The sequence below is a fragment of the Paraburkholderia sp. Cpub6 genome (assembly GCF_014201065.1).
Classification (GTDB): Bacteria; Pseudomonadota; Gammaproteobacteria; order Burkholderiales; family Burkholderiaceae; genus Paraburkholderia; species Paraburkholderia tuberum.
The window spans coordinates 208,066-232,793 of the sequence record NZ_JACHDM010000002.1 but is presented as its reverse complement, the minus strand read 5'-3'; the positions used below and the strand labels follow the sequence as shown (position 1 = coordinate 232,793).

Annotated in this window: 22 protein-coding genes; 9 read left to right on the top strand and 13 right to left on the bottom strand. The window is 66.1% G+C overall.

The window, feature by feature from the left end:
* Positions 1 to 32 precede the first annotated feature (32 nt).
* The 3 genes from HDG33_RS05835 to HDG33_RS05825 form a co-directional block, all read right to left on the bottom strand.
* Positions 33 to 1,550 (bottom strand): DegQ family serine endoprotease, encoded by a 1,518-nt coding sequence (locus HDG33_RS05835; RefSeq protein ID WP_184023013.1) that lies wholly within the window; start codon positions 1,548 to 1,550, stop codon positions 33 to 35.
* A gap of 168 nt (positions 1,551 to 1,718) precedes the next feature.
* The gene (locus HDG33_RS05830) at positions 1,719 to 3,017 is read right to left on the bottom strand and encodes an ATP-binding protein (RefSeq protein ID WP_184023012.1); all 1,299 of its coding nucleotides are present in this window, start codon (positions 3,015 to 3,017) and stop codon (positions 1,719 to 1,721) included.
* A gap of 4 nt (positions 3,018 to 3,021) precedes the next feature.
* Positions 3,022 to 3,684: a response regulator gene (locus tag HDG33_RS05825; RefSeq protein ID WP_090801714.1), complete on the bottom strand. Its 663-nt coding sequence runs from the start codon at positions 3,682 to 3,684 to the stop codon at positions 3,022 to 3,024.
* A 310-nt stretch (positions 3,685 to 3,994) separates the two neighbouring features.
* Here HDG33_RS05825 and dacB point away from each other — a divergent pair, with 310 nt between their 5' ends.
* From dacB to HDG33_RS05810, 3 genes are all read left to right on the top strand, one after another.
* On the top strand, positions 3,995 to 5,578 hold the full coding sequence (gene dacB, locus HDG33_RS05820; protein WP_409258972.1) for a D-alanyl-D-alanine carboxypeptidase/D-alanyl-D-alanine-endopeptidase: 1,584 nt from the start codon (positions 3,995 to 3,997) through the stop codon (positions 5,576 to 5,578).
* Between the two features lie 188 nt (positions 5,579 to 5,766).
* Positions 5,767 to 6,684: a sterol desaturase family protein gene (locus HDG33_RS05815; RefSeq protein ID WP_184023010.1), complete on the top strand. Its 918-nt coding sequence runs from the start codon at positions 5,767 to 5,769 to the stop codon at positions 6,682 to 6,684.
* A gap of 95 nt (positions 6,685 to 6,779) precedes the next feature.
* The gene (locus HDG33_RS05810; RefSeq protein WP_184023009.1) at positions 6,780 to 7,985 is read left to right on the top strand and encodes an SGNH/GDSL hydrolase family protein; all 1,206 of its coding nucleotides are present in this window, start codon (positions 6,780 to 6,782) and stop codon (positions 7,983 to 7,985) included.
* Between the two features lie 162 nt (positions 7,986 to 8,147).
* Here HDG33_RS05810 and HDG33_RS05805 read toward each other — a convergent pair whose 3' ends face one another.
* The 9 genes from HDG33_RS05805 to HDG33_RS05765 all read right to left on the bottom strand — a co-directional run bounded on the left by HDG33_RS05805 (position 8,148) and on the right by HDG33_RS05765 (position 17,836).
* Positions 8,148 to 9,200 carry an L-threonylcarbamoyladenylate synthase gene (locus HDG33_RS05805; RefSeq protein WP_184023008.1) on the bottom strand — a complete coding sequence of 351 codons (1,053 nt, stop codon included), beginning with the start codon at positions 9,198 to 9,200 and terminating at the stop codon, positions 8,148 to 8,150.
* 10 nt (positions 9,201 to 9,210) lie between these two features.
* Positions 9,211 to 10,407 (bottom strand): 5-(carboxyamino)imidazole ribonucleotide synthase, encoded by a 1,197-nt coding sequence (locus tag HDG33_RS05800; protein WP_184023007.1) that lies wholly within the window; start codon positions 10,405 to 10,407, stop codon positions 9,211 to 9,213.
* 104 nt (positions 10,408 to 10,511) lie between these two features.
* Entirely contained in the window at positions 10,512 to 11,030 is a 519-nt protein-coding gene (gene purE, locus HDG33_RS05795) for a 5-(carboxyamino)imidazole ribonucleotide mutase (protein ID WP_018421699.1), read from the bottom strand.
* Between the two features lie 57 nt (positions 11,031 to 11,087).
* Positions 11,088 to 11,978: a phosphoribosylaminoimidazolesuccinocarboxamide synthase gene (locus HDG33_RS05790; RefSeq protein ID WP_184023006.1), complete on the bottom strand. Its 891-nt coding sequence runs from the start codon at positions 11,976 to 11,978 to the stop codon at positions 11,088 to 11,090.
* A gap of 133 nt (positions 11,979 to 12,111) precedes the next feature.
* On the bottom strand, positions 12,112 to 13,176 hold the full coding sequence (fba, locus tag HDG33_RS05785) for a class II fructose-bisphosphate aldolase (protein WP_184023005.1): 1,065 nt from the start codon (positions 13,174 to 13,176) through the stop codon (positions 12,112 to 12,114).
* 188 nt (positions 13,177 to 13,364) lie between these two features.
* Positions 13,365 to 14,801 (bottom strand): pyruvate kinase, encoded by a 1,437-nt coding sequence (pyk, locus tag HDG33_RS05780; RefSeq protein ID WP_184023004.1) that lies wholly within the window; start codon positions 14,799 to 14,801, stop codon positions 13,365 to 13,367.
* Positions 14,802 to 15,288: 487 nt separating this feature from the next.
* Positions 15,289 to 16,482, bottom strand: a complete 1,194-nt coding sequence (locus HDG33_RS05775; protein WP_184023003.1) for a phosphoglycerate kinase — start codon at positions 16,480 to 16,482, stop codon at positions 15,289 to 15,291.
* 278 nt (positions 16,483 to 16,760) lie between these two features.
* A complete protein-coding gene (locus HDG33_RS05770; protein ID WP_184023002.1) occupies positions 16,761 to 17,084 on the bottom strand; it encodes an AzlD domain-containing protein in 324 nt (107 codons plus the stop codon).
* Entirely contained in the window at positions 17,081 to 17,836 is a 756-nt protein-coding gene (locus tag HDG33_RS05765) for an AzlC family ABC transporter permease (RefSeq protein WP_184023001.1), read from the bottom strand. The genes HDG33_RS05770 and HDG33_RS05765 overlap by 4 nt, the downstream gene beginning before the upstream one ends.
* 226 nt (positions 17,837 to 18,062) lie before the next feature.
* Here HDG33_RS05765 and HDG33_RS05760 point away from each other — a divergent pair, with 226 nt between their 5' ends.
* From HDG33_RS05760 to HDG33_RS05735, 6 genes are all read left to right on the top strand, one after another.
* Positions 18,063 to 18,986, top strand: coding sequence for a branched-chain amino acid transaminase (locus tag HDG33_RS05760; protein WP_184023000.1), 924 nt, complete (start codon positions 18,063 to 18,065; stop codon positions 18,984 to 18,986).
* A gap of 74 nt (positions 18,987 to 19,060) precedes the next feature.
* A complete protein-coding gene (locus HDG33_RS05755) occupies positions 19,061 to 19,255 on the top strand; it encodes a zinc-finger domain-containing protein (protein ID WP_008920434.1) in 195 nt (64 codons plus the stop codon).
* A gap of 246 nt (positions 19,256 to 19,501) precedes the next feature.
* The gene (gene waaF / locus HDG33_RS05750; protein WP_184022999.1) at positions 19,502 to 20,527 is read left to right on the top strand and encodes a lipopolysaccharide heptosyltransferase II; all 1,026 of its coding nucleotides are present in this window, start codon (positions 19,502 to 19,504) and stop codon (positions 20,525 to 20,527) included.
* Positions 20,528 to 20,692: 165 nt separating this feature from the next.
* On the top strand, positions 20,693 to 21,139 hold the full coding sequence (locus HDG33_RS05745) for a nuclear transport factor 2 family protein (RefSeq protein WP_184022998.1): 447 nt from the start codon (positions 20,693 to 20,695) through the stop codon (positions 21,137 to 21,139).
* Positions 21,140 to 21,191: 52 nt separating this feature from the next.
* Entirely contained in the window at positions 21,192 to 22,244 is a 1,053-nt protein-coding gene (locus HDG33_RS05740; RefSeq protein ID WP_184022997.1) for a hydrolase, read from the top strand.
* A complete protein-coding gene (locus HDG33_RS05735; RefSeq protein ID WP_184022996.1) occupies positions 22,237 to 22,812 on the top strand; it encodes a DUF2946 family protein in 576 nt (191 codons plus the stop codon). The genes HDG33_RS05740 and HDG33_RS05735 overlap by 8 nt, the downstream gene beginning before the upstream one ends.
* 30 nt (positions 22,813 to 22,842) lie before the next feature.
* Here the strand turns inward: HDG33_RS05735 and HDG33_RS05730 are convergent, their stop codons facing one another.
* Positions 22,843 to 24,576 carry a M48 family metalloprotease gene (locus HDG33_RS05730; protein ID WP_184022995.1) on the bottom strand — a complete coding sequence of 578 codons (1,734 nt, stop codon included), beginning with the start codon at positions 24,574 to 24,576 and terminating at the stop codon, positions 22,843 to 22,845.
* Between the last annotated feature and the right edge of the window lie 152 nt (positions 24,577 to 24,728).

Sequence of the window (24,728 nt, the reverse complement as noted above, 5' to 3'; positions counted from 1 at the left end):
GGGCGATCCGCTCGAACCGCCCGGATACTGGATCAGCCGAGATCTACGGGCACGAAAATCTGCGCGTTATCCCGCTGGATCAGCAGCGCAATGCTGTTGCCTGCGCCCGAAATCATCTGCTTCAGCTGATCGATGTTCGTGACCGGACGGCCATTGACCGCGAGAATCACGTCGCCCGCCTGGATGCCGGCGCTCGCCGCCGCGCCGCCTGCCTGCTGTACGAGCAGACCGTGCGACACCGACGCGCTGCTCTTCTCTTCCGGCGTCAGCGGCCGCACCGCGACGCCGAGACGGCCTTGCAACTGGGCCTGCTGATCGGTCTTGTTCGCCGACGCAACCTTTGCGTCCGAGAACGAGCCGATCGTCACCTTCACGTCCTTGCTGGCCTTATCGCGCCACACTTTCAGCGTCGCCGAGCTGCCCGGCGCGAGACCTGCGATCTTCGCCGGCAGATCCGTCGAATCGCTCACTTCGTCGCCATTCACCGACAGGATCACGTCGCCCGGCTGCAAGCCAGCCTTGGCCGCTGGCCCGTTGGCGTCGACCGAGCTGACCAGCGCGCCTTGCGGCTTCTGCATGCCGAACGACTCGGCGAGCGTCTGGTTCAAGCCCTGTACTGCGACGCCGAGGCGGCCGCGGCTCACGTGACCGGTCTTGACGAGATCGTCTTTGACCTTGATCGCCTCGTTGATCGGGATCGCGAACGACAGGCCCTGGAAGCCGCCCGTCTGCGAGTAGATCATCGAGTTGATGCCGATCACTTCGCCTTGCAGATTAAAGAGTGGACCGCCCGAGTTGCCAGGGTTCACCGGCACATCGGTCTGGATGAACGGCGTGTAGTTCTCGTTGGGCAGCGAACGCGACTTCGCGCTGATGATGCCCGAGGTCACGGTGTTGTCGAAGCCGTACGGTGAGCCGATCGCGACGACCCACTGACCAACCTTGCTTTGGCGCGGATCGCCAATCTTCACCGTCGGCAGATCGCTCGCGTTGATCTTCAGCACGGCGACGTCGGACTGCTTGTCGGCGCCGACCACCTTCGCCTTGAATTCGCGCTTGTCGGTGAGCTTCACGGTGACGACGTTCGCGCCATCGACCACGTGCGCGTTCGTCAGAATGTAGCCGTCATTGCTGATGATGAAGCCCGAGCCGAGGCTCGCGCTCGGCTGGTCGGGCGCGTCTCCGCCATCGCCGCCCTGCATGCCGGGCACGCCGCCGAAGAACCGCTTGTAGAACTGATAGAACGGATCGTTCGGATCGATCGGCAGCTGGTTGCCGTTGAGGTTGCCGCCATTACCACGCATCGCGGTTTGCTTGACCACGTGCTTCGCGCTGATGTTGACGACGGCCGGTCCGTAGGTTTCGACGAGACCGGAGAAATCGGGGATACCGGTTTTGGCGGCTGCTTCGGCTGGCATCATCGCGGCGGCTTGCGCCGGCGAGATGATCTGCGGTGCTGGCACGTCGCGATGGCCCGCCACATAGCCGGCTGAAAGCGCAGCGGCCACAGCTACCGCAACGGCGCCGCGGGACAAGGTTTTCGCGTTCATCATGAGCTCCTGACTGGACAAAGTGACTTTGGATGTCGAGGAGCGTAAGGGGCATCACTTAAAAGAGTCTTAAGCAGCGCCAGATCATGGGAACCTTATCGGACCGGCCGCTGCGGACCGCCGCGTCAGCACGAACGCCGGCGTTGGCCGAACAGTAAATCACCATGATCAGAAGCGTACGACGACCTGCAAACCACCGGCCGGCGAGTCATCGAGCGACACTTGCGCATGATGTTGGGTGGCGATCCGACGCACGATCGCGAGACCGAGGCCGCTGCCCGCCACGTCGGTGCGCGCGCGATTCGCGCCCGCTCCCGCGCGATAGAACCGGTCGAACACGCGCTCGCGATCGGCGGGATCGATACCGGGGCCGCTATCGGCGATCCGCACGACCGGATGGCCGTCCTCGACATGCAGGCTGACGTCGACGCGGCCGCCACGCGGCGTGTACTTGGTCGCGTTGTCGACGAGGTTGTTGAACATCACGCGCAGCGCTTCGGCGTCGCCGGTCACGCTGGCGGCCTCGCTCGCCTCGATGCCGAGGTCGACGCCGCGATTCATCGCGAGCGGCGCGTAGGTCGCGACGCACTCCTGCAGCAGCTCGCGCAGATCGAGCATCACTGCGCCGGCGGCGCCGTCCGGCTCGGCGCGCGCGAGCGCGAGCAGTTGCTCGGCGAGGCGCGTCGCGCGCGTGACACCCGCCTGCAGATCGGCGAGCGCCTCGCTGCGGGCCGTGTCGTCCTTCGCGCGCGCGACCAGTTGCGCCTGAATCTGTACCGCGGCAAGCGGCGTGCGCAATTCGTGCGCGGCATCGGCGACGAACGCCTTCTGGATATCGAGCGCGGTCGCGAGCCGCTGCAGCAGCCCGTTCAGCGCACGCACGAGCGGCCGCACTTCGAGCGGCAGGCGCTGATCAGGCAATGGATCCAGCGCTTCGGGATGACGGGTATCGAGCGCGCTCGTCACGCGCCGCAGCGGCCGCAGCCCGCGACCGACGATCACCCATACCGCGAGTCCGAGCAGCGGCAGCAGCACGATCAGCGGCCACAGCGTGCGCAGCGCGACATTGGCGGCGAGCCGGTTGCGCACCGACAGCGGCTGCGCGAGCTGCACGACGTTGTCGCCGACGATCGCGCCATATACGCGCCATTCGCCGCGGTCGGTGCGCTCGGTCGAAAAACCGAGTTCGGCGCGCGGCGCGAGCGGCGCACGCGGCCGCGAGTAATACATCAGCATGCCGTTGCGGTTCCAGATTTGCAGCACGATGCCCTCGTCGCCGGTGTCGCGGCCGAGCACCTGCGAGAACGGTTCCGCCGGCAGCGCCGCGGCGATCTGCTCGAGCTGGTAGTCGAACAACTCGTTCGCTTCGGCGAGTGCCTGCCGGTAGATCAGCCAGCCCGCGATGCCGACGCCGAGCAGCACGAGCGCGAGCAGCCAGAACAACAGTTGTCGGCGAATCGAGCGCATCGGCTCAGGCGTCCTTCGCGATCATGTAGCCAAGCCCGCGGACGTTGCGGATCAGATCGGCGCCGAGCTTCTTGCGCAGCGCGTGGATATAGACCTCGACGGTATTGCTGCCGATCTCCTCGCCCCAGCCATACATCTTTTCCTCTAGCTGGCTCTTGGACAGCACCGCGCCGGGTCGCGCGAGCAGCGCCTCGAGCAGCGCGAATTCGCGCGCGGATAGCGCGACCAGGGCGCCATCGAGCGTCACCTGGTGCGACGCGGGATCGAGGGTCAAATTGCCGTGGCGAATCGTCGAATCGCTGCGGCCGGACTGGCGCCGGATCAGCGCGCGCATCCGGGCAGCGAGTTCGTCGAGATCGAAAGGTTTGACAAGGTAATCGTCAGCGCCGGCGTCGAGACCCTTGACACGATCGGCGACCGCGTCGCGCGCGGTGACGATCAGCACCGGCAGCGCATGGCCGCGCGCACGCAGTGCGCGCAGCACCTCGAGACCGTCGCGCTTAGGCAGACCGAGGTCGAGCAACGCGAGGTCGTAAGGCTGGGCCGCCGCCGCTCGCAGCGCCGCTTCGCCGTCCTCGACCCAATCGACGGCGAAGCCTTCGCCGCGCAGCGCCTTGCGCACGCCTTCGGCAATCATCCGGTCATCTTCGACTAGCAGGATGCGCATGGTTGTCCGTTCCAAAACATTCGATGATGCCGCATTCTAGCGCCCGCTTCCGACCCGTGCGGCGTGTGGCGCTTTTTTCACCGCAGCCTCGCGGGATGTCACTACAATGGGCGCTTTGCGTCGCGCGACGGCCGGTAGACCGCGACGCGCTACCGCGCCGTCAAGGCGCCCAGCTTGCCGTTCCATCGTCCCTCGCACGCCGCTCGCCGCACACCTTGAAATCCTGCTCGTCCGTTCACCCGTTCACCCGTTCATGACGCACGCTTTTCTGTCTTCCGTCGCACGCCGTATGGCGCTGCACTCGCGCCGTATGTTCGATCGCGCAGCCTTCATGCCTAACCGCGTCGTGCCGCGCGCAGCCGTCTGGCTCTGCGCCGCCGCGCTCGGCGCAGGCACGCTACTGCCGCTGACGGGGGAGGCACGCGTCAAGGCCACGCATCCGAGCGTCAACGTCACGACGGTACTGCCGCAGCCGGTGATGGTCGGTCTGCAGCGCGCGCACGTGCCGTTGTCGTCGATCAGCGTGGTCGTCGAAAAGGTCGGCGATCGCACGCCGATCCTCGCGCTGAACGCCGGCAAGCCGATGATGCCCGCCTCGACCATGAAGCTCGTCACCACCTACTCGGCCCTGTCGATCCTCGGTCCCGGTTACCGCTGGCGCACCAGCGCGTACGCGGACGGCCCGCTCGACGCGAGCGGCGTGCTGCACGGCAATCTGTACATCCAGGGCACCGGCGACCCGAAGCTCGTGCCCGAAGAACTGATCGACCTCGTGCAGAAGATTCACAAGGCGGGCATCAACGGTATCGACGGCGCGCTGGTGCTCGACAAGCGCTACTTCGATCCGTCGACTCGCGACCTGCCCGCGTTCGACGACGACGTGAACGCGCCGTACAACGTCGGCCCCGATCCGCTGCTGTACGCGTTCAAATCGCTGTCTTTTACGCTGACGCCGTCGCCCGATGGCACGGTGGCGATCGACGTGCTGCCCGCGCTCGCGCAACTGCGCATCGACAACCAGCTGCGTGCGACGAGCGGCCCATGCCGGGGCGAGTTGCCGACGCCGACCGTCACGCCGGAGCCTGACGGCACGCTCGTCGCGTCGTTCATCGGCGACTTTCCGGTGCGCTGCGACGCGCGCACGGTAAACGTCGCCGTGCTCGATCACTCGACGTTCTTCGCGCGCGGCTTCCTCGCGCTGTGGCAGCAAACCGGCGGCACATTCACGGGCGCGACCCGCGAAGGCGCAGTGCCCCCCGGCGCGAAGCTCGTCGCCAGGCACGAGGGGCCGATGCTGTCGGACATCGTTCGCGACATCAACAAGTTCAGCAACAACACGATGGCGCGCAACCTGTTCCTGACAATCGGCGCCGCCGAAGAAAGGCCGCCCGCCACGCCCGCGAAAGCCGCGCACGCGGTCGAAGCTTTCCTGACGCGCGACAGCCTGAACACCGAATACCTTTCGCTCGATAACGGCTCGGGCCTGTCGCGCGACGAACACATCACCGCGCTCGCGCTCGCCGATGTCCTGCAACGCGCGAACGCGAGCCCAGTCGCGCAGGTGTTCGTCGACTCGCTGCCGATCGCCGGTGTCGACGGCACGATGCGCAATCGCCTGACCAGCCAGGGCGCGGGCGGCAACGCGCACATCAAGACCGGCACGCTGCGCGACGTACGCGCGATCGCCGGCTACGTCGCGTCGGCCGACGGCAACAGCTATGTCGTCGTCAGCCTGATCAACGATCCGCATTCGGAAGCGGCGCGCGCCGCGCACGACGCGCTGCTCGAATGGGTGTACGAAGGCCCGTCGCAGGGCTTTACGAAGGTTTCCGCGCCCATCGAGGAAGCGCGCGAGAAGCCCAGGAAAAACCCGCGCAAGCGCGGCAGCCACTGAGTATTCCTTCTAGCGATGCCGCGCGCGGCAAGCTCCTAACCGTGTACGCTGTCGGGCAGCATGCGGCGCGCGACATCACGGGCTTGCCGCGCAGGGCGCCGGTCGTGCAGACCGCGCGACCTCACGAACGATAACGACACCACCCGCCGCGTACCGCGCGGCGGTCAGGGACCAGGAAGGGAGACAAGATGCAATTCGATGCCGAATTGCTGCTGCTCGCCATGGCGCCCGTCTTTCTTGCCTGCATCGGCTGGGAGGCGTGGCACGTGAGCCGCACGCGCCCGGCCGAGCGGCTCTACAGCTGGCGCGACACGCTGTGCAACGCCGCGCTCGCGCTGCTGCAGCAGGCCGCCGACAAGCTCGCGTGGCTCGCGATCATCCCTGTCTACGCGTTTTTCTACGAGCATTACCGCATTCATACATGGCCGGCGACATGGCTGTCGTTCGTCGTGCTGTTCGTCGCGCAGGACCTGCTCTATTACGTCTTTCATCGCTGCAGTCATCGCGTGCGCTGGCTGTGGGCCGCGCACGTCGTGCATCACTCGTCGGAGCGGATGAATTTTTCGACCGCGTTCCGCCAGAGCCTGATGTACCCGATCGCCGGCATGTGGGTGTTCTGGATTCCGCTCGCCATTCCTGGCTTTGCTCCGAAGCAGATCGTCGCGATCGTGCTGATCAATCTCGGCTTCCAGTTCTTCGTGCACACGCAGGCGATCGACAAGCTCGGCTGGCTCGAATACGTGTTCAATACGCCGTCGATCCATCGCGTGCATCATGCACGCAACGATCGCTACATCGATCGCAATTACGCAGGTGTACTGGTGATCTGGGATCGCCTGCTCGGCAGCTACGTCGAAGAAGATCCGCACGAGGCGCCGCGGTACGGCATCGTCGAGCCGTTGCACACGTACAACCCGCTGAAGGCGACGTTTCACGAATGGGCATCGATGGCCGCCGACTTCGCGAGCGTGCGAGGCTGGCGCAACAAATGGCGTGCGCTGTTCGCGCCGCCCGCCTGGGCCGCCGCTTATCATGCGCAGCGCGCGAAGGGAGCCGGCTTGAACTCAAACCATACGGTCGCGCTTCGGACATCGCGCAGGCCGTAGAAGATTCTGTAAGCTGTCGTCACGCCGCCAACGCGGTGGACGCCGCCTGCAACACATGGCATCAAGGGCCACACATACGAGGAGATGCAGTCAACATGAATCAAACCGCTTCGAAGAAACAGCAATGGCTGCGCGTCACGCAGATCGCAGTGGCGAGCGCAGCGTTCGCCGCGCTCGCGGCATGCGGCGGTGGCAGCGACAACAATAGTTCGAGCAGCAGCACGCCGTCAGGTGGCGTCAAGTTGCAGGTCGTGTCGTTCGGCGACAGCCTGTCGGACGTCGGCACGTATTCGCCGGTGATCCAGGCCAGTTTCGGCGGCGGTCGTTTCACGACGAATCCTGGCGAAGTCTGGACGCAGAAAGTCGCTGAGTACTATGGGGATACGCTGACGCCAGCTTTTGTGGGCGGCTTCGGAGTGCCACTGAAGGCCAACGGCGGCTTGGGCTATGCGCAAGGCGGCTCCGATGTGGCGAACCCCATCGGCATTGGCTTCGCACCCAATAGCATGGCGGCCACGACCGTACCTGTCACGTCGCAGATCGCGCAGTACCTGACGGACCACGGCAGCTTCAATTCGAATCAGCTCGTGCTGGTGAGCGGCGGCGCCAACGACGTCCTGCAACTGTTGCAGAACACGCAGTTCATGACCGACCTCCAGACCCAGCTCGCGACGGCCACCTCCTTGCAGCAACAGCAGTTGATCATTGGGACGGCGGTTGGAACGCAGCTTCAGACGACTATCCAGAGCTTTGTGGGCGTCGTCGGCACCGCCCTCTCGAAAGGTGCGACACATGTCGTCGTCATGGACGTGCCGGACATCGGCCAGGCGCCGCTCGCGGCTGCCCAAGCGGCAGCAAGCAATGCGCCGCAACTGCCGACGCTGATCACTGCCATCGTGACCGCATACAACACGCTGGTCGCGAATGGACTCAAGACAGCCGGGATTGACACGAAAGTGATTCCGGTCAGCTCGTTCGCCTGGCAGCATCAGTTGCTCGCCAGCTACCAGTCGCAGGGATTTTCCAATGCAACGGGCACGGCCTGCGCGCTCCAACAGATGGAGCAGAACGCGACCGCGTATGCGACGGCCAATCCGTCGGTGCTGCAAGGCGGCATGACGGCGCAGCAGTACGGCCAGCAATTCGGCTCGTCGCTGTTCTGCTCGCCGCAGACCCTCACGGTAGCGGGCGCCGACCAGTCGTACGTCTTCGCCGACACGCTCCATCCGACGACGCACGCACACGCTGCGTTCGCAACTTTCGTCGAACAGCAGATCGCGGCGACGGGTCTGGGCAAGTAAGCGCACATCCGGCGTCCGGCGGGAGCGTTGTCTCCCGCTAACGTCTTCTCGAACTTTAGTTCGATACGAAAAAAGCCCGCCTCATTGCGAGTCGGGCTTTCTGGTTTTGCGTGTTCGCTTTTGCTTGGCGCGCGAAGTATCAGAGGCGAAAACGTAGCGCCTTCAGGACTCGTGCGCTTCGAATGCCGCCGCCGCGCGCCCGAGCCGATCGTTGACCGCAATCCATTCGATCGTATCGGGCAGCTTCTCGATCAGAATCCGCGTGACGTTCGCGCGATCGAGCGCGCGCAGCAAGCCATAGAGCTCGCGTGCATAGACGTGCGGATCTTCCGGCGCGGCGACGAAATGCACGCCGTCGACATCGGCCCACTGTCCCGCACGCGACGCGCGCGCGACCAGCGCGACGCGCTCGCCCGGCTCACGCACCGCGAGAAGCGGCTCGAGCTCGCCGAATGGCAGCAGCACGAGCGGCGTGCGCGGCGCGTAATGCGCTTTCAACGTGCCCGACGCGCGCGGCGCGGTCGCGTCCGACCCGTCGGGCAGACGCGGCGCCTCGCCGAGCACGTCGGCGATATCCTGCGGCGTCACGCGACCGGGCCTCAGCAGCGCCGGAAAGCCGCGCGACAGATCGAGAATCGTCGACTCGATGCCGACATCCGACGCGCCGCCATCGAGCACATGAATCGCGCTGCCGAACTCGTCGCGCACATGCTGCGCCGTGGTCGGGCTCACATGCCCGAAGCGGTTCGCCGACGGCGCGGCGACGCCGCCATGCCCGCCGCGCAACGCGCTGAATGCATCGAGCAACGCCTGCGCAACCGGATGCGACGGGCAGCGCAGTCCCACCGAGTCCTGCCCGCCGCTGACCGCCGCCGGAATGCGCGCAGCGCGCTTGAGGATCAGCGTGAGCGGTCCCGGCCAGAACGCGTCGATCAGGCGCTGCGCATCCGCCGGCAAATACTCGACCCAGTAGTTCGGATCGCCATGCGGCGCGAGATGCACGATCACCGGATGATTGGCCGGCCGCCCCTTCGCCGCGTAAATGCGCGCGACCGCGTCCGGGTTCTCGGCATCGCCGCCGAGGCCGTACACGGTTTCCGTCGGAAACGCGACCAGCCCCCCCGCGTCGAGCAAGGCCGCCGCGTGCTCGATCTGCGCGGCGCTGACCGGCAATGCGTTGGTAGCGTCCTCGGCGGGTTTCTGTTGATCCGGCATGGCGCGCGCGTCAGCTGGTGGCGATGTGCAGCAGCCGCGCGCAATCGCGCGCCGCGGTGCGGGCTTCTTCGAGGGTCGGCGCGGTGAAGTTCACGTGGCCCATCTTGCGGCCGCAACGCGCCTCTTCCTTGCCGTACAGATGCAGGCGCGCTGACGGCATCGCGGCGACTTCCTGCCACGGCGGCGTGACCGCCGCGCGCTTCGGACCGTCCGGAAACCACACGTCGCCGAGGATGTTCAACATCACAGCCGGCGAATGCTGGCGCGTGTCGCCGAGCGGCATGCTGGTCATCGCGCGCACCTGCTGCTCGAACTGGCTCGTCGCGCACGCGTCGACCGTGTAGTGGCCGGAGTTATGTGGGCGCGGCGCCATTTCGTTGGCGACTAGCGAGCCGTCTTCGAGAATGAAGAATTCGACGCACAGCACGCCGACGTAGCCGAGCTTCTCGGCGATCTGCAGCGCGGCCTGTTGAGCCTGCTGCACGAGCGCCGGCGACGCGTCCGGCGCGGGGACGATGGTGTGCGACAGCACGCCGTCGCGATGCGTATTCTGCGCGAGCGGATAGACCACCGACGCCCCGCTCGCCGCGCGCGCGATCAGCGCCGACACCTCGAACTTCAGCGGCAGGCGCTTCTCGAGCACACACGGCACGCCGCCGAGCGACGCATGCGCCTCGCGCACTTCCTCGGCGTTGCGCACGCGGATCTGGCCTTTGCCGTCGTAACCCATGCGCGCCGTTTTCAGGATGCCGGGCAGCACCGCTTCGAGCTCGCCATCGCCCAGCGCCGCAAGCGCATCCGACGACTCGATCACGACGTGCGGCGCAACCGTCACACCCGACGACGCGATAAAGCGCTTCTCGGCGATCCGGTCCTGCGCGACGGCGACGCAACGCCCCGCCGGGCTCACGAAGGTGGTCTTGCCGAGAAAGTCGAGGCTCGCGGACGGCACGTTCTCGAATTCGGTCGACACCGCCGCGCACAACCGCGCGAGTTCGGTCAGCGCCGCTTCGTCGCCGTAGGCCGCGCGCAGGTGGCGGTCGGCGACCGCGCCGGCCGGGCTGGTTTCGTCCGGATCGAGCACGGCGACGCGATAGCCCATCGCCTGGGCGGCAAAACAGAACATGCGGCCGAGCTGGCCGCCACCGACCATGCCAAGCCATGCGCCGGGCAGAATCGGTGAAACCGGTGTGTTGTCAGGGTTCATCTTGGTGGTCGGTCGCGGCCGGATACGCGTCGCGCTCGCACAGCGAGCGGCGGGCATCCGGCCGGGGGTCGGACAGGAGACGTCGTATAAAACAACCAGCGCGCTTACAGCGCCGGCAATACCATCGCGTGAGCCGCTTCGTTCTGGCGCACACGGAATGCAGCGAGCTTGTCCGCGTATTCGGCGCTGGTGCCGGAGAGCAGGGACACCGCAAACAGCGCCGCGTTCGCGGCACCCGCCTCACCGATCGCAAACGTCGCGACCGGCACTCCCTTGGGCATCTGCACGATCGAATGCAGCGAATCGACGCCCTTCAGATACTTGCTCGCGACCGGCACGCCAAGCACCGGCACCGTGGTCTTCGCGGCCAGCATGCCCGGCAGATGCGCAGCGCCGCCCGCACCCGCGATGATCGCGCGAATGCCGCGCTCGCGCGCGCTTTCAGCATAGGCGAACATTTCGTCGGGCATGCGGTGCGCGGACACGACCTTCGCTTCGTACGGCACGCCGAATTCCTGCAGAATCGCGACGGCGTTTTTCATCACTTCCCAGTCGGAACTGGAGCCCATCAATACGCCGACGACCGGCGCATCATGCGTATGGGCGGTTTGTGCTTCACTCATCTTTACGGCTTCCTTGTTTCCCGGCTATGCGCGCCTGACACGGCGCGCGCGATCAGATCAGTCGAGCTTGTGGCCGGTCAGGCGCTCGAGCGCTTCCTGGTACTTCTCGCCCGTTTTCGCGACCACGTCGTCCGGCAGCTTCGGCGCCGGCGGCTCTTTCTTCCACGGCTGGGTTTCGAGCCAGTCGCGCACGAACTGCTTGTCGAACGACGGCGGGTTCGTGCCGACCTGGTACTGGTCCGCCGGCCAGAAGCGCGACGAATCGGCGGTCAGCGCCTCGTCCATCAGGTACAGCTTGCCGTGATTGTCCAGACCGAATTCGAACTTCGTGTCCGCAATGATGATGCCGCGCGTGGCCGCGTAATCAGCGGCTTCCTGATACAGACGGATCGAAATGTCGCGGATCGTGGCCGACAGTTCGGTGCCGATGCGGCGCTCCATCTCGTCGTAGGTGATGTTTTCGTCGTGGTGGCCCATCTCGGCCTTGGCGGCCGGCGTGAAGATCGGCTCGGGCAGCTTCTGCGCGTTCTGCAGACCCGGCGGCAGTTGCACGCCGCACACCGAACCGGTGGCCTGGTAATCTTTCCAGCCACTGCCGGCCAGATAGCCGCGCACCACCGCTTCGACGAGGATCGGCTCGAGACGCTTGACGACCACCGCACGCCCCTTGACCTGCTCGACTTCGTCCGGCGCGACCACCGACTCCGGCGCGACGCCCGTCAGGTGGTTCGGCACCACGTGCTTCAGTTTCTCGAACCAGAAGTTCGCCATCGCGTTGAGCACGCGACCCTTGTTCGGAATCGGCTCGCCCATGATCACGTCGAACGCCGACAGACGGTCGGTCGTGACGATCAGCAACTGGTCGTTGCCCACCGCATAGTTGTCGCGGACTTTGCCGCGGCCGAGCAGCGGCAGCGAGCGGAGCGTGGATTCGTAGAGGGTAGACATCGTCGTGGTTCGCTAAAAGTGGTGCAAAAAATGTGACCGGAACAAAAGGGAAACGCCGTTCCCCCGATGATGCGGGAACGGCGATCGGACGACAACCTGGCCAAACGGCCAGGCGCGGAGCCAAAACTACAGCTTAACGGACGACTTGCGCGAGCTCGCCCGACTTGTACTTCTGCGCAATTTTATCAAGCGAAACCGGCTTGATCTTGCCAGCCTGGCCTTCGCAGCCGAATTGCGTGTAACGGTCGATACAGATCTTCATCGCCGCTTCGCGCGCCGGCTTCAGGTAATCGCGCGGATCGAACTTGCCCGGGTTGGTCGCCATGTAGCGACGGATCGCGCCCGTGATCGCCAGACGCAGGTCGGTATCGATGTTGACCTTGCGCACGCCGTGACGGATGCCTTCCTGGATTTCTTCGACCGGCACGCCGTAGGTTTCCTTCATGTCGCCGCCGAATTCGCGGATTTCCGCGAGCAGCTCCTGCGGCACCGACGACGAGCCGTGCATCACGAGGTGCGTGTTCGGAATGCGCTGATGGATTTCCTTGATGCGCTGGATCGAGAGAATATCTCCCGTCGGCTTCTTGCTGAACTTGTAGGCGCCGTGCGAGGTGCCGATCGCGATGGCCAGCGCGTCGCACTGGGTCAGCTTGACGAAGTCGGCGGCCTGCTCCGGATCGGTCAGCAGTTGTTCACGCGTCATCGTGCCTTCGGCGCCGTGGCCGTCTTCCTTGTCGCCCTTCATCGTTTCGAGCGAACCGAGCACGCCCAGCTCCGCTTCCACGGTGACGCCGATCGAGTGCGCCGCCTCGACGACCTTGCGCGACACTTCGACGTTGTACTCGTACGATGCGACCGTCTTGCCGTCGGCTTCGAGCGAACCGTCCATCATCACGCTGGTGAAGCCGCTGCGAATCGCCGCCATGCACACCGCCGGCGACTGACCGTGGTCCTGGTGCATCACGACCGGAATGTGCGGATACGACTCGACCGCCGCTTCGATCAGATGACGCAGGAACGGCTCGCCCGCGTACTTACGCGCACCGGCCGACGCCTGCATGATGACCGGGGCGTTGACCTTGTCGGCCGCGGCCATGATCGCCTGCACCTGCTCCAGATTGTTCACGTTGAATGCCGGAAGGCCATAGCCGTTTTCCGCAGCATGGTCCAGCAGTTGACGCATTGATACGAGAGGCATGCTGAAACTCCTTAGATTGAGACGAATTCTTTTGCCGTCGGCATCTTTTGCGGCGATTTTATCGCGAAGCAGGCGGCGTTCCCGCGATGACACCGGCGCTTTGGTGCGCCGTCGCACATGGACCCGTGCGGGTTTCGCCGCCCTGCTTCGCTCAATCGAGCCTGTACCGATCGAGCAGTCCTGCCTGATCAGTACGGTTCACCGACCCGCACGATCTTCAACGTGTTGGTGCCGCCCGCCTGACCCATCGGCTCGCCGACCGTCAGCACGACCATGTCGCCGTGCGACGCGTAGCCCTTGCCGACCACCGTTTCGAGCGCCTGCTGCAGCGCCGTGTCGCGGTCGGTGTTGGTGTCCAGATGCAGCGAAGTCACGTTGCGGTACAGCGCCATCGCCCGTTCGCTGCCGACGCGCGGCGTCAGCGCGAAGATCGGCACGTGGGTCCAGTGACGCGACATCCACAGCGCGGTCGAGCCCGATTCGGTCAGCGCGACGATGGCCTTGGCGCCAAGGTGATAGGCGGTGAACAGCGCGCCCATCGCGATCGACTGGTCGATCCGCGTGAACGTGCGGTCGAGGAAGTCCTTGTCGAGCTCCGACTGCTCGGACTTTTCCGCTTCGACGCAAATCGCGGCCATCGTCTCGATGGTCTGCACCGGGTACTTGCCCGCCGCCGATTCCGCCGACAGCATCACCGCGTCCGTGCCGTCGAGCACCGCGTTGGCGACGTCCGACACTTCCGCGCGGGTCGGCACCGGCGCGTGGATCATCGACTCCATCATCTGCGTCGCGGTGATCACGAACTTGTTCGATTCGCGCGCCATCCGGATCATGCGCTTTTGCAGCGCCGGCACCGCGGCATTGCCCACTTCCACGGCCAGATCGCCACGCGCGACCATGATGCCGTCCGACGCGTCGAGGATGCCTTGCAGCGCCGGAATCGCTTCCGCGCGCTCGATCTTCGCGATCATCTTCGGCTTGATGCCGTACGGCGCGCCGGCGATGTTCGCGAGCTGGCGGGCCATTTCCATGTCGGTCGCGTTTTTCGGGAACGACACCGCGACGAAATCGACGCCGAGCGACATCGCCGTGCGGATGTCCTCCATGTCTTTGGCGGTCAGCGCGGGCGCCGACAGACCGCCTCCCTGGCGGTTGATGCCCTTGTTGTTCGACAGCTCGCCGCCGATCTTCACGACCGTGTGGATCTCGTTGCCGATCAGGCGCTGCACGTTCAGCACGATCAGGCCGTCGTTGAGCAGCAGTACGTCGCCCGGCTTCAGGTCGCGCGGCAGATCCTTGTAGTCGAGGCCGACGCGCTCGTCGTTGCCGAGCTCGCAGTCGGCATCGAGGACGAACGGATTGCCGGTGACGAGCGTCGTGCGGCCGTTCTCGAATTTGCCGACGCGGATTTTCGGGCCTTGCAGGTCAGCCATGATGGCGACTTCGCGGCCGGCCTGGCGGGCCGCCTCGCGCACGAATTCGGCGCGCTCGCGATGGTCGTCCGCGGTGCCATGTGAGAAATTGAGCCGCACCACGTCCAATCCCGCCTGAATCATTTGCAGCAGGATTTCCGGCGTGCTGGAAGCCGGACCGATAGTAGCGACAATCTTGGTGGCGCGATGCATGAGTCTCCTCGTCTGGATAGGATCGCTGGTAAGAGCGCTGCGGGGCTGCTGCGGAGTTCGCGCATCGAAAGATGCTGCCTGGGGTCGCGCGCCGGTTGTGGCCGGTGTCGCTTTGTGGAGTGATGCGGGTGATGCGGTATTCGAGAGCGGCGCCTCGCGCGCCGGAGATTTGCTGCCCTGCTTGCCGGAAGGCTGTTCCGGCTGGGCCGAATCGTGTTGAGCAGCTTCGACCTGTGCCGTTGGGGGCTGCTCCGCGTCGCCGGTCGGAGCATGCGCTGCAACCGGTCCCGCGGGCGCTCCGGCGGCTAGCGCCGGTTCGGTGGCCGCGGGCGCTATCGGCGCTTCGGCAGCCTCGTCCTGTCCGGCCGCTGCCGACGCAGCGGCCGCGCGTGTCGCGCGCTCCCCTGCCGGCGTTGCCGCGTTACCGCGCGGCGCTTTCACGCCACGCGCCTTGGTCGACTTCGCCGCTGGGGAGCGCGTCGCCACGTTAAGCCCGCGATTCCAGAACTTCTACCGCCGGCAGCTTCTTGCCCTCGAGGAACTCGAGGAATGCGCCGCCGCCCGTGGAAATGTAGCTCACCTGGTCGTGGATGCCGTACTTGGCGATTGCCGCGAGCGTATCGCCGCCGCCTGCGATCGAGAACGCCGCCGAGCGCGCGATCGCGTCCGCGAGCGTCTTCGTGCCGTTGCCGAACTGGTCGAACTCGAACACGCCGACCGGGCCGTTCCACACGATCGTGCCGGCCTTCTCGAGTTGCGCGGCGAGCACCTTGGCCGTTTCCGGGCCGATGTCGAGGATCATGTCGTCGTCCTGCACATCGGCGACGGCCTTTACTTCTGCCTTCGCGGTCGGCGAGAACTCCCTGGCCGTGACGACGTCGGTCGGGATCGGCACCGAGGCGCCGCGGGCCTTGGCCGCGTCGATGATCGCCTTCGCTTCGTCGACGAGATCGGCTTCGGCGAGCGACTTGCCGATCTTCAGGCCGGCCGCGAGCATGAACGTATTGGCGATGCCGCCGCCGACGATCAGCTGGTCGACCTTCTCCGCGAGCGACTTCAGGATGGTCAGCTTGGTCGACACCTTGGAGCCCGCGACGATCGCCACGAGCGGACGCTTCGGTGCGCCGAGCGCCTTGCCGAGCGCTTCGAGCTCAGCGGCGAGCAGCGGACCCGCGCAGGCAACCGGCGCGTACTTCGCGATGCCGTGCGTAGTCGCTTCGGCGCGGTGGGCGGTGCCGAACGCGTCGTTCACGTAGATATCGCAGAGCTTGGCCATTTTCTGCGCGAGCTCGTCGGAATCTTTCTTTTCGCCCTTGTTGACGCGGCAGTTTTCGAGCAGCACGACCGAGCCCGGCGCGACGTTCACGCCGTTTTCGACCCAATTCGCGACGAGCGGCACGTCGCGGCCGAGCAGCTCCGCGAGACGCTTCGCCACTGGTGCGAGCGAATCTTCCGGCTTGAAGTCGCCTTCGGTCGGACGGCCAAGGTGCGAGGTGACCATCACCGCGGCGCCGGCGTCGAGCGCGGCCTTGATGGCCGGCACGGAAGCGCGGATGCGGGTGTCTTCGGTGATGTTGCCTTGATCGTCCTGCGGCACGTTCAGATCGGCGCGGATGAACACGCGTTTGCCGGACAGCTTGCCTTCGGCGATCAGGTCGGAGAGACGCAATACCTTGTTCATGGGCTTGAGTATGCGAGTTGATGAGAAGGCGGTGACGGACAGCGCGCGGGGACGAGGCGCAGCGAACTCCAGCGCTTCGGCCCAACGGCTCCGCGGGATCGGGCGCCGGCGGCCGGCCGCGGCACCAGGCGCCTTGCCGCGGCGCGCTCAACCCGGAAAAGGCATTTTAACTGATCCCAACGGCCTTCTGATCCGCGACACGGCGAATGTCGCGCATTTGATCGCAAGGCCGCAGATGCCGCGGCGTAGCATTCATCGCCGCACCCCGGGCCCGGCCCTCACAGGAAGACGCGCATCAGCGTGAATACGACCATTCCGGTCACGATCGTGCCGAGCATGGTGCGCCGCCACAAAAACCAGCCGAGGCCGGCGAGCGTCGCGTAAAGCTCATGGTTGGAAGGCGCGAACGACAGCCCATCGGACGTCGTCAGCACGTCGGGCACCACCACCGCGGCGAGCGCGGCGGCCGGCGCGTAGCGCAGCATCTTCTGCACGCGCGCCGGCAGTACCGTGCGCTCGCCGCCGATCAGGAACATCGCGCGGGTGAGCGCGGTGACCAAGGTCATGCCGAAAATGGCGAGCCAGATTTGCGTGGAGGTCATCGGGAGTCTCCGGCGCGATCGTTCACGCCACGAATGCGGCGCAGGTCGGCGCGCTCGATCATCAGGTCGGCCGCACTGCCGGCCGCGATCGCCGCGATCACCGCGAGCGGCAACGCCAGCCGGTACGGCAGATCGAGCGCGAGCAGCGACACGATGCCGGCCACGCTGACCGCGACCAGCGTCGAGCGGGTGGCGATCGCCGACACCATCACCGGCAGCAGCGCGAGCGTGCCGGCCAGCGCGAGCCCCCAGTTGTCCGGAATCAGGCTCGCGAGCAGGATGCCGATGATCGACGACACCTGCCACGACAGCCAGCTCGATACCGCCATGCCCCAGAAGTACGCCTCCTTGCCAGGCACGTAGCCGGTCGGAAAGCTCTTCTTGACGAATAGCAGATAGATCACGTCGCCGTTGAAATAGCCCAGCACGATGCGCCGCCACATCGACAGATACGGGAAGTGCGGCGCGAGGCCGGCGCTGAAGATCACGAAGCGGGTGTTGACCATCGCCGCGGTCAGCAACACGGTCCACACCGGCAGCTTCGCGGCGAGGAGCGGCAACACCGCCAGCTGCGACGAACCGGCGTAGCACAGCAGCGACATGGTCAGTGCCTGCGGCAGCGTCAGCACGGACTTGCTCATCGCGATGCCGGTCACGAGGCCCCAGGAAAAAATCGCCATCAGCGTGGGGGCGTAGGCGCGCGCGCCTTCACGAAAAGCGCGGCGATCGGTTTCGGACAGTCGAGCGAGCATCGGGCGAAGGGTGCGGGCGCAGGAAACGCCGTCAAAAAGGCCAGGTCGGCGCCAGCTTGCGAGACCACCCGCTGGCGCATCCGGATTTGATTTATGCGTGCGCTGGATTATAGCGTCCGGGGTGCGCCCAAATGCCCGTGGTGTGTGCAAAAGACGCTAAAATAGCGCTCCCGGCCATGTCCTGCGCTCATGGCCGCACCTCATAACGCACCTGCTGGAGAACCGTATGTCAATGGCCGACCGCGACGGCAAGATCTGGATGGATGGCAAGCTCATCGAGTGGCGTGATGCCAAAATCCACGTGCTCACCCATACGCTGCACTACGGCATGGGCGTGTTCGAGGGCGTGCGCGCTTACAGGACGGCCGACGGCGCCACCGCGATTTTCCGCCTGCAGGAGCACACCAAGCGCCTTCTGAACTCGGCGAAGATCTTCCAGATGGCCGTGCCGTTCGACCATGAAACGCTCGCCGCCGCGCAGCGCGAAGTGGTCCGCGAGAACAAGCTCGATTCGTGCTATCTGCGCCCGATCATCTGGGTAGGCTCGGAAAAGCTCGGCGTGTCGGCCAAGGGCAACACGATTCACGTCGCGATCGCCGCGTGGCCGTGGGGTGCATACCTTGGCGAAGACGGCATCACCAAGGGCATCCGCGTAAAGACGTCGTCGTTCACGCGCCATCACGTGAACGTGTCGATGGTGCGCGCGAAGGCGTCGGGCTGGTACGTGAACTCGATCCTCGCGAACCAGGAAGCGATCGCCGACGGCTACGACGAAGCGCTGTTGCTCGACGTCGACGGCTACGTGTCGGAAGGCTCGGGCGAGAACTTCTTCCTCGTCAACAACGGCAAGCTGTACACGCCTGATCTGTCGTCGTGCCTCGACGGCATCACGCGCGACACCGTCATCACGCTCGCGCGCGACATGGACCTGCAGGTGATCGAAAAGCGCATCACGCGCGACGAAGTCTATACCTGCGACGAAGCGTTCTTCACCGGCACGGCGGCCGAAGTCACGCCGATCCGCGAGCTCGACAACCGCACGATCGGCGCTGGCGCGCGCGGCCCGATCACCGAAAAGCTGCAGTCGGCTTTCTTCGACGTTGTGAACGGCAGGAGCGCGAAATACGCGCACTGGCTCACGAAGATCTGAGCGACGTTTCGAGATGCCCCGCGCAGCCCAACGGCGGCGCACTGTAAGCACCCCGCATACAACGAGAAAGTCTCATGAGCGAAATCAAGGAAATGCCGCTGGTCGAACTGTCGGCAAAAGATCTGCCGGCGTATTGTCCGAACCCGGCCATGCCGCGCTGGAGCGCGCATCCGCGCGTCTTCATCGACGTGTCGCACGGCGAAGCGCGTTGCCCGTATTGCAGCACGCGTTACAAGCTGCGCGACGGCGAAGTGATCAAGGGCCATTGATCCAACGCATCGAGCGGTTCTGAGCCAGCTTGCACGGCACGAGGCGCGCGTTTTGAATCACGCGCCCGCCGCGCCGCAGGCTCGACCGCACGACCCGTGCGGCCGCACCGCCGCCGCGCCGCCATCGCGGCGCGTGTGGCCAAACGGCATCGCGCCGTGCGGCTTTCCGCTTTCCCCATTTACCTATCCGAGTGCCGCGCGCATCGCGCGCGCGGCGCTTGTTATCGACACCGGACACTCACCCTGATGCGTCGCGCGTTGGTTATCGCACCGAACTGGATCGGTGACGCATTGATGGCGCAGCCGCTGTTTGCGCGCCTCGTGAAATTGCATCCGCGCATCGTCATCGACGCGGTCGCGCCCAGCTGGGTCGCACCCGTGCTCGAACGCATGCCGGAAATCCGCGACGTCTACGCGACCGATCTCGCCCACGGCAAGCTGCAGATGCTGCGCCGCTGGCAGCTGTCGAGCGATCTGCGCGACGTCGGCTACGACGCGGCCTACGTGCTGCCGAATTCGTTCAAGTCGGCGCTGATTCCGTGGCTGGCGGGCATTGCGCTGCGCATCGGCTACACCGGCGAGAGTCGCTACGGCGTGCTGAACGTGCGTCACGCGAATCCGCGCAAGGACGCCCGCCCGCCGATGGTCGGCCACTACGCCGCCCTCGCCTATGCGCCAGGCGCCAAGGTCCCCGAAGATCTGCCGATGCCGCGCCTCGACACGGACCTGAACGAGGCCTCGCGCGTGTCGGCGCGCTTCAATCTCGATACGCGCGTGCCGCTGCTGGTGTTCTGCCCCGGCGCCGAATACGGTCCCGCGAAGCGCTGGCCGCCCGAGCACTTCGCGTCGCTCGCGCAGATGGTCGGCCAGTCGTTCCCGTACACGCAAATCGTCGCGCTCGGCTCGCCGAAAGACGCGCTGCTCGCGCAGGCGATCGCCGAGAAAGCGCCGAACGTGCGCAACCTGTGCGGCCAGACCGCACTCGGCGAGGCTTGCGCGCTGATCTCGCGGGCCAACGCGGTCGTCACCAACGACTCCGGACTGATGCACGTCGCCGCCGCGCTGCGCCGCCCGCTCGTGGCCGTCTACGGTTCGACCGATCCGCGCCACACCCCGCCCTTGTCCGAGCTCGCGAAGGTACAATGGCTTCATCTCGAATGCAGCCCCTGTTTTGAGCGCGAGTGCCCGCTCGGTCATCTGAACTGTCTGAAGCAGCTGAGCGCCGAGCAGGTTTTCGGCGATTTGCGCGGCATGCTGCTCGCGCAGCGCTGAGCCGACTGGCACTTGCACGCAACACCGCACGCCCCGGGCGCGTCGCGTCATGTTCGCGCCTTGCGGCACGGGCAAGCTGACGCCGGGGGCGATGGTCCGGCGCTCTGGACCGTCCCGCTACCGCTGACCCGCAACCGCGCGCCGCGCACAAGAGACTGACGAGCCATGCCACGTTTTGCCCATATCTTCGAAGCCGCCGCCGACACCCTGAACGCCTACTATCAGGCCGTCGCCGAGGTCAATATCGACAGCTTGATGGGCTTGTGGATCGACGAGGAGTTCGTCAGCTGCATCTGCGCGGACGGCTCGCATCTGCACGGCCTCGAGAGCATCCGCAATGGCTTGCAGGTCCAGCTCGAAGCGCTGCCGGTGTCGATCGAGCCGCTCGACATCCGCGTCTACGACAGCCTAGGCACCGTCGTCTATGCGATTGCCGAAGCACATCGTCCGGCCGACCCGACCGCCACGCCCGCGATGGTCTTCACCACCTACGTGCTGGTCCATGAACGCGGCGAATGGCGCATTGCGCATATTCACGCAAGCCCGATGCCGAACGAGACCGCCAGCCAGTTTGCAACGAAGATGCGGCATGGCCAGGGTCCGCTGCACTGACGCGCGGCACCACGACAGATTCAGAATCACGTTCTCTCGCTTTTCCGCCGGTATGAGTTCGACGCCACATAAACCCGCTTCCTCCGGTACGGCCCCCGCCAAGGTGGCGGCCGCCGTCGAGGCGACCGTCGAGCTGCTGTACCGCGCGCCGCTGTGGCTGCCGAACCGGCATGTGCAGACGATCGTCCCGTCGCTGTTCGCGCGCCGCCCCGCGGTATCGTTTCGCCGTGAGCGCTGGGACACCCCGGACGGCGATTTCATCGATCTCGACTGGGTCGCGCACGATACTCCGCCCACCGACACCGCGCCGCTCTTCGTGCTGTTTCACGGCCTCGAAGGCAGTTCGTCGTCGCACTACGCGGTCGCGCTGATGGCCGCCGCGCGCGAATACGGCTGGCACGGCGTGGTGCCGCACTTTCGCAGTTGCAGCGGCCCGCTGAACCGGCTGCCGCGCTTCTACCATCTCGCCGACAGCAACGAGGTCGACTGGATCCTGCGCCGCCTGCGCGCCGCGCATCGCGGGCCGGTGGTCGCGGCGGGCGTGTCGCTCGGCGGCAACGTGCTGCTGCGCTGGCTCGGTGAGCGGCAGGCCGATGCGGCGCGGGTGGTAGCCGCCGCTGCCGCGATTTCGACACCGATCGACGTCCATGCGGGTGGCCGTGCGCTGTCGCAGGGCTTCGGCCTCGTCTACACGCGCAGCTTCCTGAAGACGCTGAAACACAAGGCCAACCAGAAGCTCGAGCAGTTCCCGGGCCTGTTCGATCGCGACGCGATGCTCGCGAGCCGCACGATGTACGAGTTCGACAATGTCGTGACCGCGCCGCTGCACGGCTTTCGCGATACCGACGACTACTGGAGCACCGCAACCACCCGCCCGCTGCTGCCGCACATTCAGGTGCCGACGCTCGTGCTCAACGCGCGCAACGACCCGTTCCTGCCGGCCGAAGCGCTGCCGTCGCGGCACGAGGTATCGGCGGCGGTCGAGCTTTATCAGCCTGAGCACGGCGGCCACGCGGGCTTCATGACCGGGCCGTTCCCGGGCCGCATCGACTGGCTGTCGCGGCGCGTGTTCGGCTATCTGGAGCGACACGTCGATCATGGATGACATCGTCAAACAGGCGCTCGCCAAATGGCCGAACGTGCCGAGTTGCACCGGCTGGCTGATGCTCGACCGGCGCGGCAACTGGCGCATGCGCGACGAAGCGGCCCAGGTGAGCGGCGCGCCCGGCGTGCCGATCCGGCATGAGGCGCTGCTTGGCTTCATCAACCGGAACTACGAGGCCGATGAGCGCGGACAGTGGTTTTTTCAGAACGGACCACAGCGCGTGTACGTCGAGCTGGCTTATACGCCGTGGGTGGTCAGATTGTCCGCGCACGCGGATGGAACGCTCGCGCTGCACGACCAGGGCGGCGGCGCGTTCGAGCCGGCGGCGGTGTTCGCGGATGAAGACGGCGGCATTCTGTTTGCCGATCGCTCGCAGCCAGCACGTATCGCGGTGCTGCACGATCACGACCTTGAAATCTTCTCCGATCACGCGACGCTCGCCGACGATGGCTCATTGAGCGGTGCGTTCCACTGGCGTGTTCAGCGCACCTTGCCGCTGCAAAGCGTGCGACGCGATCAGGTGGCCGAGCGCTTTGACTTCGTTGCGAGCCCGGCGGCGCAGGTCTGACGCGCGCAGCGGCGCGCGTTCACGTCCACCCTACCCTTTCTCGTCGAGCCGCTCCTCCTTGTAGCGGCTCTCCATCTCGTGCAGGCGCGCGTCGACGGTCGCGAGGTCGTAATAGCCGATCGTCTTCAGGTCGCGCGCGTCCTTCAGCTGCCGGATCGCCGATGGCCACGCGCCCTCCAGCGCAAACTTCTCCGCCATCGCGCGATGCTGCGTCAATGCATCGCCACTGCCCGCGCTCGCCTGCGCGAGATAGAGCCACCACGCGGGTCGATCGGGATGCGCCCGGGTCTCCTGCTCCGCGAGCGCCTGCGCGTCGGTGAAGCGATGCAGCGTCAACAGCGTGCGGATATGCATGTCGATCGCCGCGTTCGATTGCGGCCAGCGCTTCTGCGCGAGCTCGGCGAGACGCGCGGCTTCGTCGGCGTGACCGGCACTCCGTGCGATGTCGGTCGCGAGCACGTCGAGGCTCGGCGAATCGCGCTCGGGCTCGCCTTGCGCACGCGCGCCCGAGACGAACGTCGCGCGCGCGTTCGCGAGCGAGGCCGCCGCGTCGTCGTAGCGCTCGAGCAGCAGCTGCCCGTAAGCGATGCCGTACCAGTTCGCCGCGACGTTCAGCGCGGTGCGGTCCTCGATTTCCGAGCGCAATCGCGAAATCTCGTCCGCGTATTCGCTGCGCGAACGGTCCTGCAACAGACGCGAGCGCGCCCGCACGAAGCCGTACTCGGGATCCTGATGCGGTTGCCGATACGGCGCGCCGCGCGCGCGGTCCTCCATGTCGGCGATCCGCTCGACGGTCAGCGGATGCGTGCGCGCATAGGCCGGAATGCCGTTTTCGTTCATCGCCGCGCGGTCGAGCCGGTGGAAGAACGTGGGCATCGCGTAGGGATCGTAACCGGCGCCGGCGAGCAGCAGAAAACCGACGCGGTCTGCCTCCTGCTCGGCCGATCGCGAGAAGCGCAGTTGGCTGTCGACCGCATACGCCTCGCTGCCGAGCGCGATCGCGCTGCCGAGGTCGCCGCTATGCGCGAGTACGCCTGCCAGCACGCCGAACAGTACACCGACGAGCGCCGCGTAGCCGCCGCGCTCGCCGTTCGAGATCATCCGCGAGATGTGCCGCTGCAGCACGTGCCCCATCTCGTGACCCAGCACCGACGCGAGCTCGGACTCCGTCTGCGTCGTCACGATCAGCCCCGTGTTCACGCCGATGAAACCGCCCGGCAGCGAAAACGCGTTGATCTGCGCGTCGCGCACCGCGAACAGCTCGAAATCCGGACGATAACCGCCGATGTACAGCGCGCTGGCCGCTGCCGCTAGCTTGGCGGCAACCGAATTAAGATAGTCGCGCACGAGCCAGTCGTCGAGATAGTCGGGGTCGCGGCGTATCTCACGCATCACGCGCTCGCCGAGCTTGCGTTCGGCCTGTGGAGTCAGCGAGCCGGCGCCGCCGCTGCCGAGATCGGGCAACTGCTGCGCGACGATCGGCGCGCGCCAGTCGTTGCTGCCGGTTTTGCCGCCGGTGCCACCGCTACCGCCGCCATTGGAAAAGCGGCTCTGCGCGCCGCCGTAGGTGCCGAACACGCCGAGCGCGATGTCGGGCGGCAGGATCGGATCGGCATGCGCGTCGCTCGGGCCGCTCACGAGCGGCGCCTCGGACGATGACGTTCCCGGCACGATGGCCGCCCCGCCCGTCGATTGCGCGAGCGCGCCCGGCGGCATCGCGAGCGCGACGGATAGCAACGCAGCGAGGAATCGTTTTGGATGCATCGCGAAGCCGGCCTGACGAAGTCGAAAAACGCCGCCCGTGGCCCGGACTAAGATAACGGGCAAGGGCGTCGCAGGACGCGTACGAGGCGAAACTTAGAGCACGGCACAGCGCAAGTGGAATCAGTCGCCGCGACGATTCGAGGCCGCGCCGC

Coding starts and splice junctions, on each gene's coding strand:
- HDG33_RS05755 (WP_008920434.1), top strand. CDS start 19,061: ATGAGCGAAATCAAGGAAATGCCGCTGGTCGAACTGTCGGCAAAAGAT.
- HDG33_RS05775 (WP_184023003.1), bottom strand. CDS start 16,482: ATGAACAAGGTATTGCGTCTCTCCGACCTGATCGCCGAAGGCAAGCTG.
- HDG33_RS05830 (WP_184023012.1), bottom strand. CDS start 3,017: ATGCGCTCGATTCGCCGACAACTGTTGTTCTGGCTGCTCGCGCTCGTG.
- HDG33_RS05760 (WP_184023000.1), top strand. CDS start 18,063: ATGTCAATGGCCGACCGCGACGGCAAGATCTGGATGGATGGCAAGCTC.
- fba (WP_184023005.1), bottom strand. CDS start 13,176: ATGCCTCTCGTATCAATGCGTCAACTGCTGGACCATGCTGCGGAAAAC.
- HDG33_RS05740 (WP_184022997.1), top strand. CDS start 21,192: ATGAGTTCGACGCCACATAAACCCGCTTCCTCCGGTACGGCCCCCGCC.
- HDG33_RS05805 (WP_184023008.1), bottom strand. CDS start 9,200: ATGCCGGATCAACAGAAACCCGCCGAGGACGCTACCAACGCATTGCCG.
- HDG33_RS05810 (WP_184023009.1), top strand. CDS start 6,780: ATGAATCAAACCGCTTCGAAGAAACAGCAATGGCTGCGCGTCACGCAG.
- dacB (WP_409258972.1), top strand. CDS start 3,995: ATGTTCGATCGCGCAGCCTTCATGCCTAACCGCGTCGTGCCGCGCGCA.
- HDG33_RS05770 (WP_184023002.1), bottom strand. CDS start 17,084: ATGACCTCCACGCAAATCTGGCTCGCCATTTTCGGCATGACCTTGGTC.
- pyk (WP_184023004.1), bottom strand. CDS start 14,801: ATGCATCGCGCCACCAAGATTGTCGCTACTATCGGTCCGGCTTCCAGC.
- purE (WP_018421699.1), bottom strand. CDS start 11,030: ATGAGTGAAGCACAAACCGCCCATACGCATGATGCGCCGGTCGTCGGC.
- HDG33_RS05825 (WP_090801714.1), bottom strand. CDS start 3,684: ATGCGCATCCTGCTAGTCGAAGATGACCGGATGATTGCCGAAGGCGTG.
- HDG33_RS05765 (WP_184023001.1), bottom strand. CDS start 17,836: ATGCTCGCTCGACTGTCCGAAACCGATCGCCGCGCTTTTCGTGAAGGC.
- HDG33_RS05790 (WP_184023006.1), bottom strand. CDS start 11,978: ATGTCTACCCTCTACGAATCCACGCTCCGCTCGCTGCCGCTGCTCGGC.
- HDG33_RS05815 (WP_184023010.1), top strand. CDS start 5,767: ATGCAATTCGATGCCGAATTGCTGCTGCTCGCCATGGCGCCCGTCTTT.
- HDG33_RS05800 (WP_184023007.1), bottom strand. CDS start 10,407: ATGAACCCTGACAACACACCGGTTTCACCGATTCTGCCCGGCGCATGG.
- HDG33_RS05835 (WP_184023013.1), bottom strand. CDS start 1,550: ATGAACGCGAAAACCTTGTCCCGCGGCGCCGTTGCGGTAGCTGTGGCC.
- waaF (WP_184022999.1), top strand. CDS start 19,502: ATGCGTCGCGCGTTGGTTATCGCACCGAACTGGATCGGTGACGCATTG.
- HDG33_RS05735 (WP_184022996.1), top strand. CDS start 22,237: ATGGATGACATCGTCAAACAGGCGCTCGCCAAATGGCCGAACGTGCCG.
- HDG33_RS05745 (WP_184022998.1), top strand. CDS start 20,693: ATGCCACGTTTTGCCCATATCTTCGAAGCCGCCGCCGACACCCTGAAC.
- HDG33_RS05730 (WP_184022995.1), bottom strand. CDS start 24,576: ATGCATCCAAAACGATTCCTCGCTGCGTTGCTATCCGTCGCGCTCGCG.